Annotated in this window: 11 protein-coding genes, 16 tRNA genes and 2 rRNA genes (1 of these 29 running past the window's edge); 2 read left to right on the forward strand and 27 right to left on the reverse strand. The window is 36.0% G+C overall.

Features of this window, described 5'->3' with window-relative positions:
* Positions 1-586: 586 nt before the first annotated feature.
* From MKY04_RS18180 to MKY04_RS18220, 9 genes are all read right to left on the reverse strand, one after another.
* Positions 587-1,135, reverse strand: coding sequence for a hypothetical protein (locus MKY04_RS18180; RefSeq protein ID WP_346234904.1), 549 nt, complete (start codon positions 1,133-1,135; stop codon positions 587-589).
* 135 nt (positions 1,136-1,270) lie between these two features.
* Positions 1,271-1,456, reverse strand: coding sequence for a hypothetical protein (locus MKY04_RS18185; RefSeq protein ID WP_346234905.1), 186 nt, complete (start codon positions 1,454-1,456; stop codon positions 1,271-1,273).
* 114 nt (positions 1,457-1,570) lie between these two features.
* The gene (locus tag MKY04_RS18190) at positions 1,571-2,248 is read right to left on the reverse strand and encodes a hypothetical protein (protein ID WP_346234906.1); all 678 of its coding nucleotides are present in this window, start codon (positions 2,246-2,248) and stop codon (positions 1,571-1,573) included.
* Positions 2,249-2,324: 76 nt separating this feature from the next.
* Positions 2,325-2,975, reverse strand: a complete 651-nt coding sequence (locus tag MKY04_RS18195; protein WP_346234907.1) for a hypothetical protein — start codon at positions 2,973-2,975, stop codon at positions 2,325-2,327.
* A 29-nt stretch (positions 2,976-3,004) separates the two neighbouring features.
* Entirely contained in the window at positions 3,005-3,547 is a 543-nt protein-coding gene (locus MKY04_RS18200; protein ID WP_346234908.1) for a hypothetical protein, read from the reverse strand.
* Positions 3,548-3,562: 15 nt separating this feature from the next.
* Positions 3,563-3,736: a hypothetical protein gene (locus MKY04_RS18205; RefSeq protein ID WP_346234909.1), complete on the reverse strand. Its 174-nt coding sequence runs from the start codon at positions 3,734-3,736 to the stop codon at positions 3,563-3,565.
* Between the two features lie 587 nt (positions 3,737-4,323).
* Entirely contained in the window at positions 4,324-4,653 is a 330-nt protein-coding gene (locus MKY04_RS18210) for a hypothetical protein (protein WP_346234910.1), read from the reverse strand.
* Positions 4,654-4,755: 102 nt separating this feature from the next.
* Positions 4,756-9,840, reverse strand: a complete 5,085-nt coding sequence (locus MKY04_RS18215) for a hypothetical protein (RefSeq protein WP_346234911.1) — start codon at positions 9,838-9,840, stop codon at positions 4,756-4,758.
* 227 nt (positions 9,841-10,067) lie between these two features.
* Positions 10,068-11,270, reverse strand: coding sequence for a hypothetical protein (locus MKY04_RS18220; protein WP_346234912.1), 1,203 nt, complete (start codon positions 11,268-11,270; stop codon positions 10,068-10,070).
* A gap of 358 nt (positions 11,271-11,628) precedes the next feature.
* On the opposite strand from MKY04_RS18220, the gene MKY04_RS18225 reads away from it, so the two are divergent.
* Both MKY04_RS18225 and MKY04_RS18230 read left to right on the forward strand, forming a co-directional pair.
* Positions 11,629-11,955, forward strand: coding sequence for a DUF771 domain-containing protein (locus MKY04_RS18225; RefSeq protein WP_346234913.1), 327 nt, complete (start codon positions 11,629-11,631; stop codon positions 11,953-11,955).
* 100 nt (positions 11,956-12,055) lie between these two features.
* Entirely contained in the window at positions 12,056-13,168 is a 1,113-nt protein-coding gene (locus MKY04_RS18230) for a tyrosine-type recombinase/integrase (RefSeq protein ID WP_346234914.1), read from the forward strand.
* A gap of 136 nt (positions 13,169-13,304) precedes the next feature.
* Here MKY04_RS18230 and MKY04_RS18235 read toward each other — a convergent pair.
* The 18 genes from MKY04_RS18235 to MKY04_RS18320 form a co-directional block, all read right to left on the reverse strand.
* A tRNA-Leu gene (locus tag MKY04_RS18235) sits at positions 13,305-13,386 on the reverse strand.
* Positions 13,387-13,434: 48 nt separating this feature from the next.
* A tRNA-Cys gene (locus MKY04_RS18240) sits at positions 13,435-13,508 on the reverse strand.
* Positions 13,509-13,517: 9 nt separating this feature from the next.
* Positions 13,518-13,592: transfer RNA gene (locus MKY04_RS18245), tRNA-Gly, on the reverse strand.
* Between the two features lie 5 nt (positions 13,593-13,597).
* A tRNA-Gln gene (locus tag MKY04_RS18250) sits at positions 13,598-13,672 on the reverse strand.
* A gap of 37 nt (positions 13,673-13,709) precedes the next feature.
* Positions 13,710-13,785 (reverse strand) — tRNA-His (locus MKY04_RS18255).
* Between the two features lie 44 nt (positions 13,786-13,829).
* Positions 13,830-13,905 (reverse strand) — tRNA-His (locus MKY04_RS18260).
* A gap of 31 nt (positions 13,906-13,936) precedes the next feature.
* A tRNA-Trp gene (locus tag MKY04_RS18265) sits at positions 13,937-14,010 on the reverse strand.
* Between the two features lie 11 nt (positions 14,011-14,021).
* Positions 14,022-14,105 (reverse strand) — tRNA-Tyr (locus MKY04_RS18270).
* A gap of 7 nt (positions 14,106-14,112) precedes the next feature.
* A tRNA-Thr gene (locus MKY04_RS18275) sits at positions 14,113-14,188 on the reverse strand.
* A 6-nt stretch (positions 14,189-14,194) separates the two neighbouring features.
* A tRNA-Phe gene (locus MKY04_RS18280) sits at positions 14,195-14,270 on the reverse strand.
* Between the two features lie 21 nt (positions 14,271-14,291).
* Positions 14,292-14,367, reverse strand: a tRNA-Asp gene (locus MKY04_RS18285).
* 3 nt (positions 14,368-14,370) lie between these two features.
* A tRNA-Met gene (locus MKY04_RS18290) sits at positions 14,371-14,447 on the reverse strand.
* A 60-nt stretch (positions 14,448-14,507) separates the two neighbouring features.
* A tRNA-Val gene (locus tag MKY04_RS18295) sits at positions 14,508-14,583 on the reverse strand.
* 19 nt (positions 14,584-14,602) lie between these two features.
* A tRNA-Glu gene (locus tag MKY04_RS18300) sits at positions 14,603-14,677 on the reverse strand.
* A gap of 13 nt (positions 14,678-14,690) precedes the next feature.
* Positions 14,691-14,781 (reverse strand) — tRNA-Ser (locus tag MKY04_RS18305).
* Between the two features lie 3 nt (positions 14,782-14,784).
* Positions 14,785-14,859, reverse strand: a tRNA-Asn gene (locus tag MKY04_RS18310).
* A 14-nt stretch (positions 14,860-14,873) separates the two neighbouring features.
* Positions 14,874-14,989 (reverse strand): 5S ribosomal RNA (gene rrf, locus MKY04_RS18315).
* A gap of 129 nt (positions 14,990-15,118) precedes the next feature.
* A 23S ribosomal RNA gene (locus MKY04_RS18320) occupies positions 15,119-16,901 on the reverse strand; it runs 1,139 nt beyond the window's last position.

Raw genomic sequence — 16,901 nt, forward strand, 5'->3', positions numbered from 1 at the left:
TGGAGACCTCTACTCGCATGATTCGGTAGCCAAAAGCCAGCAATTACAAGAGCTGGCTGACCCAACAAGGCTATCATGCTCGCCCCTCCATGTAAAGTTGTAATATACACTGGGGTTCAAAAATGTACATGGTTAAACGAGCATTTTTGTACGTTCTTAAATTGTCATTTATGATATGGGCACTAATTATTTACTCGCTAATCTATATTAATAGTCTGAAATTTTATACATATATCAACTCATCTTTTTATTTTATAAAAAAATTGCGAGATGCTGCTTTAGCATCTCGCAATTATAACTTTGAAATACGACATTAATTATTCTGTATCATCAATGAATATCTCTTGAAGGTTAATGGTTTATGAGTGGAATTTTTAATCTTCCTTCGTTAATTTTCTTCTTACTAACAGTAATATAACATTTAAAATTGTATACTTTTTTAATCTATTCTCGGCTTCTATCCATGTAATGACCATACATACAAAATCATATAGTACATCCATATCACTTTTGAAAATGTAAATTGATATTTCAAATTTGTTTGGAATTTTGACTTTTGGTTGTTCTTTTAAATCATTTCCAATTTCTATTTCGAGTTTTCTTCTAACCATTTTTTCATTGATTGATATAGTTCTGTTTCATCTGCTTTTAAAAATTCAGGTTCTGGAGTAGCACCTGTTTGTTTATAATGTTCCAAAACTCTACTTCTTAAGTAATGTAAGGACTTAGATTTGCTTCTACGAGTCTCTTCATAGAATATTGTTGATCCATCTCCATCTAATGAAGTTCCATCTGTCATTTTAATTCTTAATATATGAACTCCACTAATCTCTGTATGGAAAAATCCATATACTTGGTCGGCAACAACGATATTATATTTCTCAAGTGATTTTAATTCATCCTCATATTTTCGATAAGTTTTAAATCTTTCAGCACCCAATAAATCAATTAATTCACAGTTTTTTTGACCAACTATAGTATATGTTGTTTCATCATCATCATAGGTTATTCCTACAGGTATACCTTTGTAAGTAAAATGCAGGGAATATCCATTTGTTTGTGTATAAATACGAATAAAACCATGAATTACTTCTTCATTATGTGTAAAATCTACATTACTAGTAACGGACTTCAATATTCCAACTCCTTTTGTTATACCTTACTTAACTTTTCATCTACTATTTAAAATATTAACATAAATATCCAAAACAGTATCTAAACAATAAGATTAAATTTAAGATATTTTATATCAATTTAAATTAAAACTCTTTTAACAAAGTCCTAACTCTTTATCATCTAACCATGTAAACTGTAAGCCATCTTCAAATTCGAAATACCATCTTGTTCCTATGGGTTTTATTTGATTAGGCTCGTAGTAATCTTCTAGGGCTTTCCAACCTATAACTCCGTCTGGTCGTATGTATACTGTTTGATGTTGTTTTTGTAATTGCTTCATATATTGTTAATAATTTTTTATAATGTTCGTTACTAATTTGCTGTAACATTATAATTCCTCCTCCAAAAAAGGGAAGGAATTAAACTCCTTACCCCTTTTTTTAGATTAAATTCATTAAATATTGAATACGATTTTCCCATGTTTTTTAATTAGAATATTTCTATAGCGATACATGTCACGATGCTCTCTATTTCCTTGAATTGTTATGATTTCTAGTTGACCAAGTCCTTGGGTTTGTATTTTCTCATCTTTTATAATTGGATTCATATGGTTGATTTCAAGTGTTCTATTTTTTCCTAAGCATTTGAATGTCTCAATTCCAAAACCAAACAATGAGACTAATTGATGCACTCTTGGAATAAATGTTGGCCTTCCAATTCTATTAAATTTAACTGCAGGATATCTTAAATAATCCTTACCTACGTATGAATACCCATTTAATAAATATCTTCCGTAATGTGGAATAAACTTATTATCTTTGCATACAGTTACCCAATTATCACAATTTTTTAATTTAAGTTCTATTTTATTATCTATAATACGCTCTTCATATTTTTTTGTATTGTACCAAAATACATCACCGCTATTCATTACATCGACAAACAGAATATAAGGGAAGTCTGGATGTTTCGTTCTTACTATCCCAGAAAAGATTTCTGTACCATTTACAGCTAGAACATGCATATCTTTTTCCTTTAGTGACCAATTTTCTGAAACTTCCATATTACGAATATCTTGAATGTTTTGTTTGATAGATGCTGCGTTTGAAATATTGATTGATTGTAATTCCATTGTTATTCCTCCCAATCTGATTTTTGGTTTTTATGAAAAGTTCAGCTCTATTGTTTTAAATTTTGAGTTCGATTGATTATGCGTAATTCTCACATCTCATATTTTCATACTTTGCTGTTATTTCTCGTTCTGATAAATCGTATAAACCATAAATTTCTTGATTGGTTTTTGCTTCTTGTTTTACAAGTTTATTAAGTCCCAGAATTTCAACAGCTTCAACATTTCTTAAGATAGCCTTAACCAGTTCATGAAGTTCGAACTTTGATATTATATCTTTAAGTCTATCTTGGGCTACAAAATCACAGGTTAAAGATAATTGAATAATTTTATTAAGATTTACCCCTTCTATTATAAGAAGGTTTTGCACTACTTCTCTAAACTGTACAATTTCATCTACTATGTCTATATCTTCTTCAATTTTTGTGTAATCTACCTCTGCAACTAAAGCTGCTTCAGAAATACCTGAGAACCCTTGTTTTAAATCCTCTTCTGTAAGAATTGAAATCTCTCTTTTCTGCTTAGCAAGTCGATTATTTCTTTCTATGGCTTTACCAAAAGCTGCAATATTTTCAGTACTTTCTAATTTACCTTCAACACTTTTTATATACATTTCACTTAAAGCTAACATTACTTCCGGTGTTTTAATATTTCTGTTCTCATCAATTTTCCTTAGAACTTCTTCTTTTGTTTCGTAATCTAAACAGTCATTAACACTGAAGGTAAGCATTGTATGCATCTCCTCTATACTTTTTTACTTTAGGTATTTAATTGCTGTGCAAATTTGTAATAAGATCCCACATTAATCTGTAGTTCTTCAGCTGCTTGTTCAGATGAAATCAAACCTTCTTGTTGTCTTAAAAATACTGAATAAATTTCACTTAGTAATTTTTCTTTTTTTGTGTCTGAAGTAATCAATATTTTATTTTTCTTTGATTCCATTTGCGCTTGTAGGATTAAAAATTGTTCTAAATATTTATACCCCTCATCAGAACAAAAGATTTGTTCACCTGATGCTTTCTTTAAAATGTCTATTTTCCCCCCAATATTATGAACTACGTATAAGAAATCACGTAGTTCTTGAAGTGAGGTAGTTACATTTGAAAAAGATTTGATAAGTACTAAGTCATCTTTTCTTAATTGGTCTAACATTTCATTTAGCTTTTGATTAGATGAAGTTTTCCCTAAAACAATATCAAAGTATAAGTTGTCTATATGCTTACCCTCTGTACTTTGATAGACTTCAAACAATTCAAGTTCTCGTTGGTTCCGGAGTTTCATGTAACCATAAACATTTCCCATTTCTATCCTGCTCCTTTATGCGTGAATTCCTGCTAAAAAACCACATGCCATCGAAAGAATTGCAAGTACACCGAAAAATGAAGAGTACAACACCACATTTGATTTTGTTTTAAAACCTAATACAAATAAAGGACTTAAAAGCAAAGTGCTAGTTAAACAAACCGCAATAGTTATAAAACCTAATAACATTTTTAACCCCGCCTTTTTTGTAAATATTTTACTGTTTTATTTGTATTATGTTAGCATGCTTTTTTATAGAATTCAAATCTTTTTTCTATTCTAGGAAAATTTTTTTATATTAAAATTGAAAATTTTACAATACAAAAACATCTATATAACAACTTTTATAAAATTTTCAATTTTAACAAACCCAAAAATAAAGATATTCTAATATACTTATTACAAACCCTTTAACTACCCTTTTTTGGAGAGAAAAAACTTTTTAAAGGGATTTTACCCTTGAAAGAAATAAAGAGCTTGTAGGCAATTTTGAGAGACGTGAATATTACAATAATTAGATAAGATACTGAGGGAGGATGTAAAACAAAAATAAGGAGTGATTGTCTTAATAGAAAAACTATGGTGCTCCGTTAATTCTAAACTCCTATTTATTGGTAGATTGACCCCTATTCTTCTAATAATGTATCTTAATTACAAGAAGCTTTTGTAATAAAAATGTTGTAAATGGTTTTTGTGGTTAGATTGGTTATGTATTTTTGAAAATAGTATTTTATATATTGCGTATAAGAAAAAAGGTGCTGATTTTTCAGCACCATTTAAAACCAACTATTTATTTCTCCGCTATTTTTTTGATACTTATCGACAATCAAATGGATTTCAGGATAGTTAGTTATTATTTGGATTCTTAAATTTTCGTTACCCCCATTAATCCCTAAGACAGATACTTCTATGTCTATATTTCTTGTATTAAACCATTCTTCAATTTCTTCAAAACAGTTATATACAAATTGATATTGCTGCTCCGTTAAATCTAATGGGTCTGAATCATAGAAAAATAAATCCTTTTCATCTTCACTCATCTCTGGAATAATTACTTTCGCCCAAGGAAACCGAAGAAACAAAGCCCTTTCTTTAATGCTAGTCAAATTCATTCATCCTTTCAATTTTTGTAATACTATAACTCGAAAGAATGAAGTTGTGAAATCAAATAGAGAGGGAGGAACACTAACCCCTCCCTTAAATCTGTATTACTGGTCAAAAGAATCTGTAATTGAAACATTTCCAATTACATAGTCTATACTGTATTCTCCACCAAAAGATTTTGGTTTTTGTGATGAATCATACTCCATCCATGCATCAACTACTTGGAATTTTAATTTTGTATGCCCAAGATAACCTTTACTGAATAACATGTTCATATCAATTGGAGCCTCTAAGCCCGGTATTGACATAGGTACTTTATCGACATAGTTATGTTGAGGTAAGTCGAATTTTGTGATATATTCGCGGATAACCAAGACACTTGTATCTTCGTTATACCAATTCGTACCTTTCTTCATATCGTTTGTACCCCTTACTGCGTTTCCTAGGTCAGCTACTTTGTTTTCACCTAGTGGGTTACCTTGTTCTCTTTCGAATGTGTTGAAGATGTTATCACCTACAGGTGTTGAAATCTTCATGCGTTCGATTGCTAGACGTAAGTTTTCATCTAATTTCCAGAAGTCTGTTACCCCATCTACCGATAGTAGCTTTCCTCCACGTACTACTAATGTATGCTCTACGATTTCTTTAGAAGCTTGTTTTAATTGGTACGTGTCTTTTTGACCACCATAATCTTTGTTGTTGATTTTTAGTTTACCATCTGTACCTAAGTTGACTAACCATGTGCCGTCTGCTTGCTTTGTTGCGTAGCGAGACATGTATTCTTCGTAGACAGTGTTCGTGTTGTAAGAACTGTTATTCCATACATTTTTAAGAGCCGAACTACCGATATCTAAGGCGAATGTGCGGAACTCCAATTGTCCTTTAACATCAAAATTGTTCGTTACGGAAGAACCTTTGTAGATTACTTGCTTTCCATTTGAACCTAATCTACTTGCTAATTGTTTTGCATTTGAGTCCGTTGCTACCGATTGCCCAGTTACTGTAGGAACAATGTTCACATTTACGAATCTTGCTTGGTTATAGTGAACTGGCTGTATTTGGCGCATTCTGTCACCTGCTGCAAATGCTACTGATGTGTTTCCGTTTTGGTCATCAAAAGCCATCAAGACTTCAGGGTTAACGTTTAGAGTTGCTTTATCTTGATATGACTCCCAATAGAAACCGTTTGTCTTTTTATCATCTTGTTTTGGGAATTGTTTGATTGCTACGCTCTCCTTCGGTAAGTAACGTTCAAATGTTACCCCTACTTTGTATAAAGAAGGGATGTAGGACTGTTTAGCTTCGCCTTCCCATCTGTAGCTCCAACAATCATCTTTACCACATCTTGTACGTAATTCCGAGTACTCGAATCTCGAATAAGGACTCTTTACGTTATACTCAAATGTGTGCGACTTTCTAACTACAGAAGCAGTTTCTACTGCGCCTTGAGTAGTTGGATTGATGCGTTTATTGTATAGGTCATAGTTATTTTTCCATGATGCTAATTTTACATTACTCACTGAGATGTTATCTTTTACCGCTAATAAGTCACCTGCTAGGTTGAATGTTGCAAAGTAGTTATAAGGTGTGATTTTACGATATGGTGAATCATTATATAACTTGGCTCTACTAATTGCCCAAGGTGTTTTATCCAGTTTGGGGTCAATTAAGTTGAATGTTACACCGCTAGGACTAATTTTCGGACTACGGAATGTACTAATTGGTGGGTCTAATTCAAATACCGCTGTAGATTTCTCATTTGGAGAGATATCCTCAAAATACTTAGATAATCTCCACTGCGGAATTTCATGCTTAACATAAGGAACCCCAGTATCCTCCATAACTTTTACATAAAGTGTTAATTGAGCATGCGAGAAAGCAGGCTTACCATTTTCCAATTGACCTTCGTATTTATTTTCTAATAAGGAACTACTATCCCCTCCAAGATAAGCATGTAAATCCTGAGGTAAAGGTGTATCGAAACCAAGGTAAATTTCCCATGTTTCAGCGTTATTAGGGATAGAAATATAACCATCTTCTCCAACTGCATTCTTTGTCATCTCAAACTTATTAATATTTTCATTATCTTTCTTATCCATTAATGTAAACTTTACATTTTCTTCTGGGAGAATATCATAAATTTTACTTTGATGTTTGATTGTTAGTCCGCCACTAATTACTGCATCTTCTCCAGTTAAATCATTCAAATACTTGTAATTTGTTTCTTCCCAACCTTTAACAGGTGATTGGAAGTTATCCTTAACTCGTCCTTCAAAATCTAATACTGTCACATCTAATTTAACATCGATTGCTGGTTTCAATAATGGGTCTATTGATTGATACCCCCAAGGATTATACCCCCACCCACCAAAAGGGTTCTTTGACAAATCTGTAGTTAGCTTTACTGAATCACTAATTGGTTTTAATGTTCTTGTATAGTTATCACGTAAATACGTTCTTGCTGAGAATGGGATGTTACCATTTTCTTTATATGGTGATTTCAAAATATCCGATTCATAAGTGGAACCACCTTTTGATGCTGCTTCTGCTTCTCTATTTGCAGATAACTTTTGTAAAGTAGTATTCTTCGGTTTCGCTGTTTGCATTACCCATAAATACCAATCTGTTAAATCATGAGTAGACATGAAAGCATAATCCCTTGAATTAGGATTCTTATTGTCCTTTACACTTACCCCGACCATTGTTTGGACAAACAGCACCACTTCTTGATTACGGTATGCTTCTTGCATCATTTGTTCGTATGATGAATATTCTTCATCTGTTAATCCCCCTCTAACACGAACTAATGTAAGATAGTCATTAAATACTTCTTGTGCTACCTTATCATACTCTGTCTCGTTGTAACCTAAAATATCTAATACATATTCTTCAATCAAATCTCCGATTGAATTACCTACAACACCGGGTCCTGCTATTGTTCTGTTAGAATTATTTGGTTCAATATTGTAAAGCGCCTCAGCCATAATTGATACAAATCGATTCTTATTACCCCTTCCTAAATCAGCATAAGGAAGAATCTTATTCTCTAACTTAGAATGAGGTTCACCTACAGAACTGTTTTTATACAGCGGATTTTTACCGTATAAAGTTCTTACCTTACTATTCGCACCGCCTCGTTCAAAGCTAATTAGAGCTGAACCGTTATCTTTAAGAAGTTGGTCATAATTTTTATTTGGAGCCATATAAAACATTGTTTTCTCAAAATCAAATTTGAATTGGTCTTCAAAATCCTTTTTATTCGATGCATCAGATAAAATATAACAATCTTGTCTTTCCTCAGTTGGCTCTAATGTTTCAAAGCAATTTTTTCCTTTTTCTTTATTTATTATAAAACCTACTTGAAGAACAGATACTTTATCTGACACTTGGAAAGCTCCTGCTGGGGTTGTACTAGTACCTCCTCCGGATGCAGGTGGTGCTCCACCAATGTTTGATGATGCATTCGCTTCAATAGGTGAGAATAGAGAAAAATTCAAAGTTAATATAACACCAATCAGTAGAAAGGTCGATGTTGTATTCTTAACTCTCTTATTTTTATCATAGATTAATAAACCTACCCCCGCTGCAAGAAAAACTGCAAAGGCGATGATAAAATAGATGATGCTGTCACCAGTATGTGGTGCAGTTGCATCACCCCAGAACACTACTCCTACACCTAAAACTAACTTTGTTAGAGGAGCCTGAGGGTCAATGTTGACATTATAAACATTACCGGATTCATTATCCTTTATCATATATGATTCTCCGGGTGTTACTGCAAAATTTTGAAGGTCTTTACCTTTGAATTCTTTAGCTGAAATCCCATCCACGTTTATAATTGAAAAATTGTACTCCTTACCATCTTTGTCGATTGCAAGAGTATGCTTTGGAGAAATAGTAACATTTAGAGTTCCTTTACCCCTACTTACTTTTAAAGTACTAGACTTTACTTTTGCAGTAGCATACTTTCCATCTAAGACCTCTACTTTATAAATACCATCTTCGATGCCGTAGAGTGTATCTACTTCAGGTGTAATCGTATGAGTACTAACGTTCTGACCATTTGATAACTTAATATTTACTTCTGCCCATGGTGTTGATAATTCTGTGTTACCTTCAATGTTTAGATTTATCGAAATTACACTATTTGTTTGTTCATCCTTAAACATTATTGGGAAGGTTAGGATAGAATCTTGTTCACCAGTTATAACTGAAGTTGGTAATTTAATCTCTGCTTTTCCATTTACCCCATTCTTAACAACCTTGTCTTTTGAAGATACTAAGAACTTCCAAGATAAGTCCTTACTATCTAACCACGCAATACCATTGTTATCTGAAATAATTTCTTTAGTTCCTTTTCCCTCTAATAGTTTCACTTCGATTGGGAAGTTTTTTAATTTGTTACCAGATTCATCTGTTAAGATTAATCCTATTTTGTTACTACTTGTATTTAATTTTAATGCAAAAGGATTTAAATCTGTTCCTGTTAAATCTTTATAAACCGTTTCCTCGTCATCGTAATAATCGAAAGGTTCAATCTCGATAATATGGTACGTGTTTGCTTTCAATTGGTAGTCGTCAATCTCAAGATAGTTAATTGAGCTATCCATTTTTCTGGGAATTAATGCAAATTTGTCACCAAGTTTAAACCCTTGATGATTAAAAAATAAATGAAATACCCCTTTATTACTATCATAATTCTCACTGTTACCAACTACTGTACTAATTAACTCGTTTTCCAATGACCAAAGCTCAACAGTAAATTCAGGAATATACATATTGTCAGATGTAGATGGATAATATACATCAACATGAATACCATCTTTTACTGTTCTATCTGTTTTATCAATAATGATTTGATTGTTCACTATTTGTTCAGCTAACTCTTCATTAACAACTTCTTTATTGGGTGATTCCTCTGGAAGTCCTTCTGAAATAACATATTCCTCCACATTAGATTCTGGGCTAATTGTATCTACAGGAGTTTCTAGCTCAGAAGGGGTTTGGTCGATTTGTGTATCTAGACTTTGTACTCTGTCTTCTGTACTGACCGTTTTGATGTTATTTGTTTCGTTTTCTGTTTCTTTTCTTTCTCCGATGTTAATAATCTCGCTTGCATATACCGAAGATGAAAGTACAGAGAAAATTAAGGTAGTTGCTATTACAGATTTTGTGATACTTCTAATCATGTTTTAACCTCCAAACTATATTTGTATTACAAGTACATCTAATTATTGTTCTGGCTCTTGGTAAATTGATTTTTGTACTTGTACTCTTATAAATTGGATGTTGAAATTTATCTTAGAAAATGGTGCTTCTCTAGAAATTTATTAATAAATAAACAAATTAAAGGACAGTGTCATTGTAGAACACCGTCCTCATTTCTCTATGCTTATTTCTCATTTTTAATTAAAAATCATTTGTAAGTTGATTCAGTAAAAACAAAGTACCCCTTTTTCTTTGCTTTCTCAATATCCACTTTGGTGAAAGAATCCGCCCCAATGTTATACCAGTTACCCTTAATTTCAACATATGCCTCAACATGTACTTGCGTACCAAATATCATTGTATTGTACCCCATAGAATCAAATACTGCTGAGATTACTTGAGCTGTCGCATCGCAATCAGTAGTCTCTAAAACCAACGTATCATAAGCAGACTTAGTAGCACCATTTCCCTTTGTATCAGGTTTGAATTTGTATAATTCATTTGCAATAACTGCTGCTTTCCATAGTTTCTTTATTTCTTCCTCACTTACCCCTTCATTTACTAAATCACCGATACTCGAATCAGCATAGAACAAACCTATATTCTTCTCTGTTCTATCTCTACGATTTCCATTATATCTTTCTCCGTTTAAATACTCTTCATAATACTGAGCATACTTTCCACCAAAAGAGATTTGGTTATAATGAGCGTTGATGGCTTTGCTTATAATTTCCATAACTTTGTTATATTCTGCTTGGTTGTTACTTGCATAGTCATGACGACCATATTTAACTGTTATATTACCTATCTTATTGTTCTGTGATGGTTTGATTAACGTATTTGCTACTGCTTGTAAAGATAGTTGGTTCGGTTGGTTTCTTTGGTTATTTTGGTTAACCGAAAAGGTTATTGATGGAGAATTTGAAGCCACCAATCCTAATCGTCCTTTTAATCTTTCAATTACATCTAAGGATTCTATAAATTCATTACTTTTTCTAAGTGAATTTTGTGAGTTCGCATTAGTAAGTGTTTTCCCAGTATTCGAAATTAGATTTCTAAGGACAACCTTCGATTCGATTTCATTAAATCTTTCTTCAATCTGAGTTAGATTAGAATGAAGTTTTCGGAGGCTATTTCTTGTTAATCCATTTTCTTCAATCACTTTTTGTGCTAAATCTAAATTTGATATTAATTCATCTTTATCATAGGAATTGGTTTGAATTTCTATAGAAACAGTTTTATTTGTGGTACTTGCTTCTGCTGTAGGAACCCCTGTGATGCCCAAATTAGTTAGAAGCATTGAACTGAATAACAATCCTGAGATTACCAAATTAAAAGTACGTTTTATAGACTTTTTTCTTTTGTGTACTGCCGTCATTTGAATTTGAGTGTTCTTGTTAATGTTCGGCATATCTAACCCTCCCTTTTGTGTTATTGGTTCTTATTTAAAATAATAATTTTCCCATTCTACTTCCTAAATTATAGAAATTTTCTTGACTTATATTTATTTCTATATAAACAAAAAGTACAGAACAATTAAATAATAAAAAATAGAAGTTAAGATTTTATTACATGATGAAAAGAGAATGAAATTATAATTAAGTATTAATTTTTTTTAACTATTTTCAGTGTTTATAAAATATCCACCTCAAACATGCATTTGAGGTGGATATTTTTTTTCGAATTTAGGTGTTGTAACAAGAGTTTGTTTATACCACTTAGGTGGTTTTAAAAAAACTACCAATCTATTAAAAGGTGGTTGTAAATATATGCAAACTCTAAAGCTAAATGTCGATGTTATTGTTCCTGATGATTTGGTAATAATTACCAAAGTTGAACTTATGGAACTGGAAAAGCAGAAATTATTAGGTAAGTACTGGACTATGAAGGATTTAGAAAATCAAGTTAATAAAAAACAGGAATGGATTAAAGAAAATATTCTTTATCCAAATAAATTTCGAAAAATCTTAGATGTCGAAAACGATGGTTTTGTATATTACCCCAAATCCAAAGGACAAACATGGTCATTTCATGCACAAAAAATGGCTGAATTTTTAGACCAACATTTCCATACTATTTTTTCAGAAAGTAGATAAACACTCAAATTATTAGACTATACATTTAATTACTTTACCTTTATCATTCGAGTGAACCGTTATTTCACTCGTCTACCTAAAATTATTCAGGGGTGATATTATGGCGAGTTTTCAACAGAGAGGAAAGTCCTGGCAATTTACTATTAGTAATGTTATCAACGATAAGCAGAAACTTATTCGAAAAAGTGGTTACCGTACTAAAAAAGAAGCCCAAATTGCTGCAGCAGAAGTAGAAACTAATTTAAAAAAGGGTTTGGTACCCCAAATAAAAGCGATGTCCTTTGAGGAGTACTTCGAGAATTGGATAAAACTCTATAAAGAACCTAGAGTTAGTCTTGTAACACTAGAGCATTATAAGTATTCGTTAAAAGCTATTAAGAACTTTTTTCAAGGTAAACCTATCCAAGATATTAAAAGGCAAGACTATCAAATGTTCTTAAACTGGCTTGGGAAAAATAAAGCAAAAGAAACAGTTTCCAAAATCAATGGACACGTCAAAGCATGTGTAAAAGATGCCATTGAGGAACAAATAATACAAATCAATTTCACAAGAAAAACTGAAATCACTTGGACAGTTCAAGCAAAAAAGTCCACTGAAAAACATTTAAGTTTTGTAGAAAGTGAGCGATTGTTACAAAAAATATGGAGTAGACTTAATGAAGGACTAGGATACTCATTATTGCTACTCGCAATCACTTCGGGAATGCGCTATGAGGAACTTATTGGTCTTACTAGAAAAGATTTTGACTTTGTTAATAATACAATAAGTATCAATAAAACATGGGGCTACAAAAAGAACTCTCCAAAAGGATTCGGTCCAACTAAAAATGAGCAATCCAACCGGACTATTAAGATGGATATTAAAACAATGAATTATTTTGCAAGGTTATTTAAATCCACTCCTACAAATATTGACCAATTAGTGTTTTACAGTCCCTCTTCAAAATACAAAGTCATTAGCAATACAAATGCTAATAAGTTACTTAAGAAAGTATTAGATGAATTAAAAATACATTCTATTACTATTCATGGATTACGACATACTCATGGTAGTATATTGCTCTATAAAAAAGCATCTATTCATTATGTGAGTGAACGATTAGGTCATGGTGATATAGAAACAACACTGAAGGTATATACTCATGTTCTTAAAGAATTACGAATTGAAGATGAGGAATTGAGTATGAGGACTTTTGAAGAAATGGTTGTGTAAAATATGTGTAAAAAAATTTAAAAACCTATCGTTTTCTATCTTATTCTCAAAAATAAGAAAATCCCACAAACTCTTTTAAATCAAGGGTTTGTGGGCAATTTAGAATTTCTTAACTTAACGCAAAATAACTAAAAGATACCGGTGGTCGGGGTCGAACCGACACTCCAGAAGGAACACGATTTTGAGTCGTGCGCGTCTGCCAATTCCGCCACACCGGCATATTAAAAAAATGTAAAAAAAATATCGGATTTACCGATTTAAAAATCTGGAGGCGGCAACCGGATTCGAACCGGTGATAAGGGTGTTGCAGACCCGTGCCTTACCACTTGGCTATGCCGCCGAAATTTTTTGGAGCGGAAGACGGGGTTCGAACCCGCGACCCCCACCTTGGCAAGGTGGTGTTCTACCGCTGAACTACTTCCGCGAAAATGGCTGGGGTACCAGGATTCGAACCTGGGCATGACGGAATCAAAATCCGTTGCCTTACCGCTTGGCTATACCCCAAAAATATTATCGTAAAAGTTTAGTTTTAAATTTTATATGGGGCGGCTGATGGGAATCGAACCCACGAATGTCGGAACCACAATCCGATGCGTTAACCACTTCGCCACAGCCGCCAATACAGCATTATGAATTTAAATTTTACTATTAAGCTAAAGGATGGGGCGACTGATGGGAATCGAACCCACGAATGCCGGAACCACAATCCGGTGCGTTAACCACTTCGCCACAATCGCCATAATGCTTATAGTTTTTAAATAAAAAAATTGGCAGGGGCAGTAGGAATCGAACCCACACCAAAGGTTTTGGAGACCTCTATTCTACCGTTGAACTATGCCCCTATTTTTAAAAATGGTGGAGGGGGACGGATTCGAACCGCCGAACCCGAAGGAGCGGATTTACAGTCCGCCGCGTTTAGCCACTTCGCTACCCCTCCAGATAAATGGTGCCGGCTATAGGAATCGAACCCACGACCTACTGATTACAAGTCAGTTGCTCTACCTGCTGAGCTAAACCGGCAACATATGGTGGGTCGAGACGGAATCGAACCGCCGACACTTTGAGCTTCAGTCAAATGCTCTACCAACTGAGCTATCGACCCATATGTTTTCATTTATTAAAATGGCGGTCCCGACCGGGATCGAACCGGCGATCTCCTGCGTGACAGGCAGGCATGTTAACCGCTACACCACGGGACCTTTTGGTTGCGGGGACAGGATTTGAACCTGTGACCTTCGGGTTATGAGCCCGACGAGCTACCGAACTGCTCCACCCCGCGATAATAATAATGCAATATTAATCTCAGTTATTCTATTATACCATACAATTATAAATCATATGGTGGAGGATGACGGGCTCGAACCGCCGACCCCCTGCTTGTAAGGCAGGTGCTCTCCCAGCTGAGCTAATCCTCCAACTGGATTTTAATTCAAATGGTGACCCGTACGGGATTCGAACCCGTGTTACCGCCGTGAAAGGGCGGTGTCTTAACCACTTGACCAACGGGCCAAAACATTATGTATGGCGGAGAAGGAGGGATTTGAACCCTCGCGCCGGTTACCCGACCTACACCCTTAGCAGGGGCGCCTCTTCAGCCTCTTGAGTACTTCCCCATATGGCTCCGAAGGTAGGACTCGAACCTACGACCGATCGGTTAACAGCCGATTGCTCTACCACTGAGCTACTTCGGAATATTTTTATGGAAGCCTAGCAACGTCCTACTCTCACAGGGGGAAGCCCCCAACTACCATCGGCGCTAAAGAGCTTAACTTCCGTGTTCGGTATGGGAACGGGTGTGACCTCTTTGCCATCATCACTAGACTCACTTAATTGAGACAAGATTTATTATAACATATTTGAAAGCATTTTCAACCCTTTTTTTAGCGTTTTTATGCTTCAAATTACTTGTTCTCTCAAAACTGGATAAAGACATTGAATGCGTTCAAAATTTTGGTTAAGTCCTCGATCGATTAGTATTCGTCAGCTCCATGTGTCGCCACACTTCCACCTCGAACCTATCTACCTCATCGTCTTTGAGGGATCTTACTTACTTGCGTAATGGGAAATCTCATCTTGAGGGGGGCTTCATGCTTAGATGCTTTCAGCACTTATCCCGTCCACACATAGCTACCCAGCGATGCCTTTGGCAAGACAACTGGTACACCAGCGGTGTGTCCATCCCGGTCCTCTCGTACTAAGGACAGCTCCTCTCAAATTTCCTACGCCCACGACGGATAGGGACCGAACTGTCTCACGACGTTCTGAACCCAGCTCGCGTACCGCTTTAATGGGCGAACAGCCCAACCCTTGGGACCGACTACAGCCCCAGGATGCGATGAGCCGACATCGAGGTGCCAAACCTCCCCGTCGATGTGGACTCTTGGGGGAGATAAGCCTGTTATCCCCGGGGTAGCTTTTATCCGTTGAGCGATGGCCCTTCCATGCGGAACCACCGGATCACTAAGCCCGTCTTTCGACCCTGCTCGACTTGTAGGTCTCGCAGTCAAGCTCCCTTGTGCCTTTACACTCTACGAATGATTTCCAACCATTCTGAGGGAACCTTTGGGCGCCTCCGTTACCTTTTAGGAGGCGACCGCCCCAGTCAAACTGTCCACCTGACACTGTCTCCTACCCCGCTAAGGGGTATGGGTTAGAATTTCAACACAACCAGGGTAGTATCCCACCGACGCCTCCCTCGAAGCTGGCGCTCCGAGTTCTCTGGCTCCTACCTATCCTGTACAAGTTGTGCCAAAATTCAATATCAAGCTACAGTAAAGCTCCACGGGGTCTTTCCGTCCTGTCGCGGGTAACCTGCATCTTCACAGGTACTATAATTTCACCGAGTCTCTCGTTGAGACAGTGCCCAGATCGTTACGCCTTTCGTGCGGGTCGGAACTTACCCGACAAGGAATTTCGCTACCTTAGGACCGTTATAGTTACGGCCGCCGTTTACTGGGGCTTCAATTCAGAGCTTCGTGATGCCACTAACCCCTCCTCTTAACCTTCCAGCACCGGGCAGGCGTCAGCCCCTATACGTCACCTTACGGTTTTGCAGAGACCTGTGTTTTTGCTAAACAGTCGCCTGGGCCTATTCACTGCGGCTCTCTCACGAGAGCACCCCTTCTCCCGAAGTTACGGGGTCATTTTGCCGAGTTCCTTAACGAGAGTTCTCTCGCACACCTTAGGATTCTCTCCTCGACTACCTGTGTCGGTTTGCGGTACGGGCACCTCCCGCCTCGCTAGAGGCTTTTCTTGGCAGCGTGAAATCAGGTACTTCGCTCATACGAACTCCCCATCACAGCTTGGCGTATTAGGAAGCGGATTTGCCTACTTCCACGCCTTACTGCTTGGGCGCGCATAACCAACAGCGCGCTTACCCTATCCTACTGCGTCCCCCCATTACTCAAACGGCGGGGAGGTGGTACAGGAATATCAACCTGTTGTCCATCGTCTACGCCTGTCGGCCTCGACTTAGGTCCCGACTAACCCTGAGCGGACGAGCCTTCCTCAGGAAACCTTAGTCATACGGTGGATGGGATTCTCACCCATCTTTCGCTACTCATACCGGCATTCTCACTTCTAAGCGCTCCACCAGTCCTTCCGGTCTGACTTCAACGCACTTAGAACGCTCTCCTACCACTGACATCAAAGATGTCAATCCACAGCTTCGGTGAATCGTTTAGCCCCGATACATTTTCGGCGCAGCGTCACTCGACCAGTGAGCTATTACGCA

Origin of the sequence: Lysinibacillus telephonicus (assembly GCF_039654155.1) — a bacterium.
Lineage (GTDB): Bacteria > Bacillota > Bacilli > Bacillales_A > Planococcaceae > Ureibacillus > Ureibacillus telephonicus.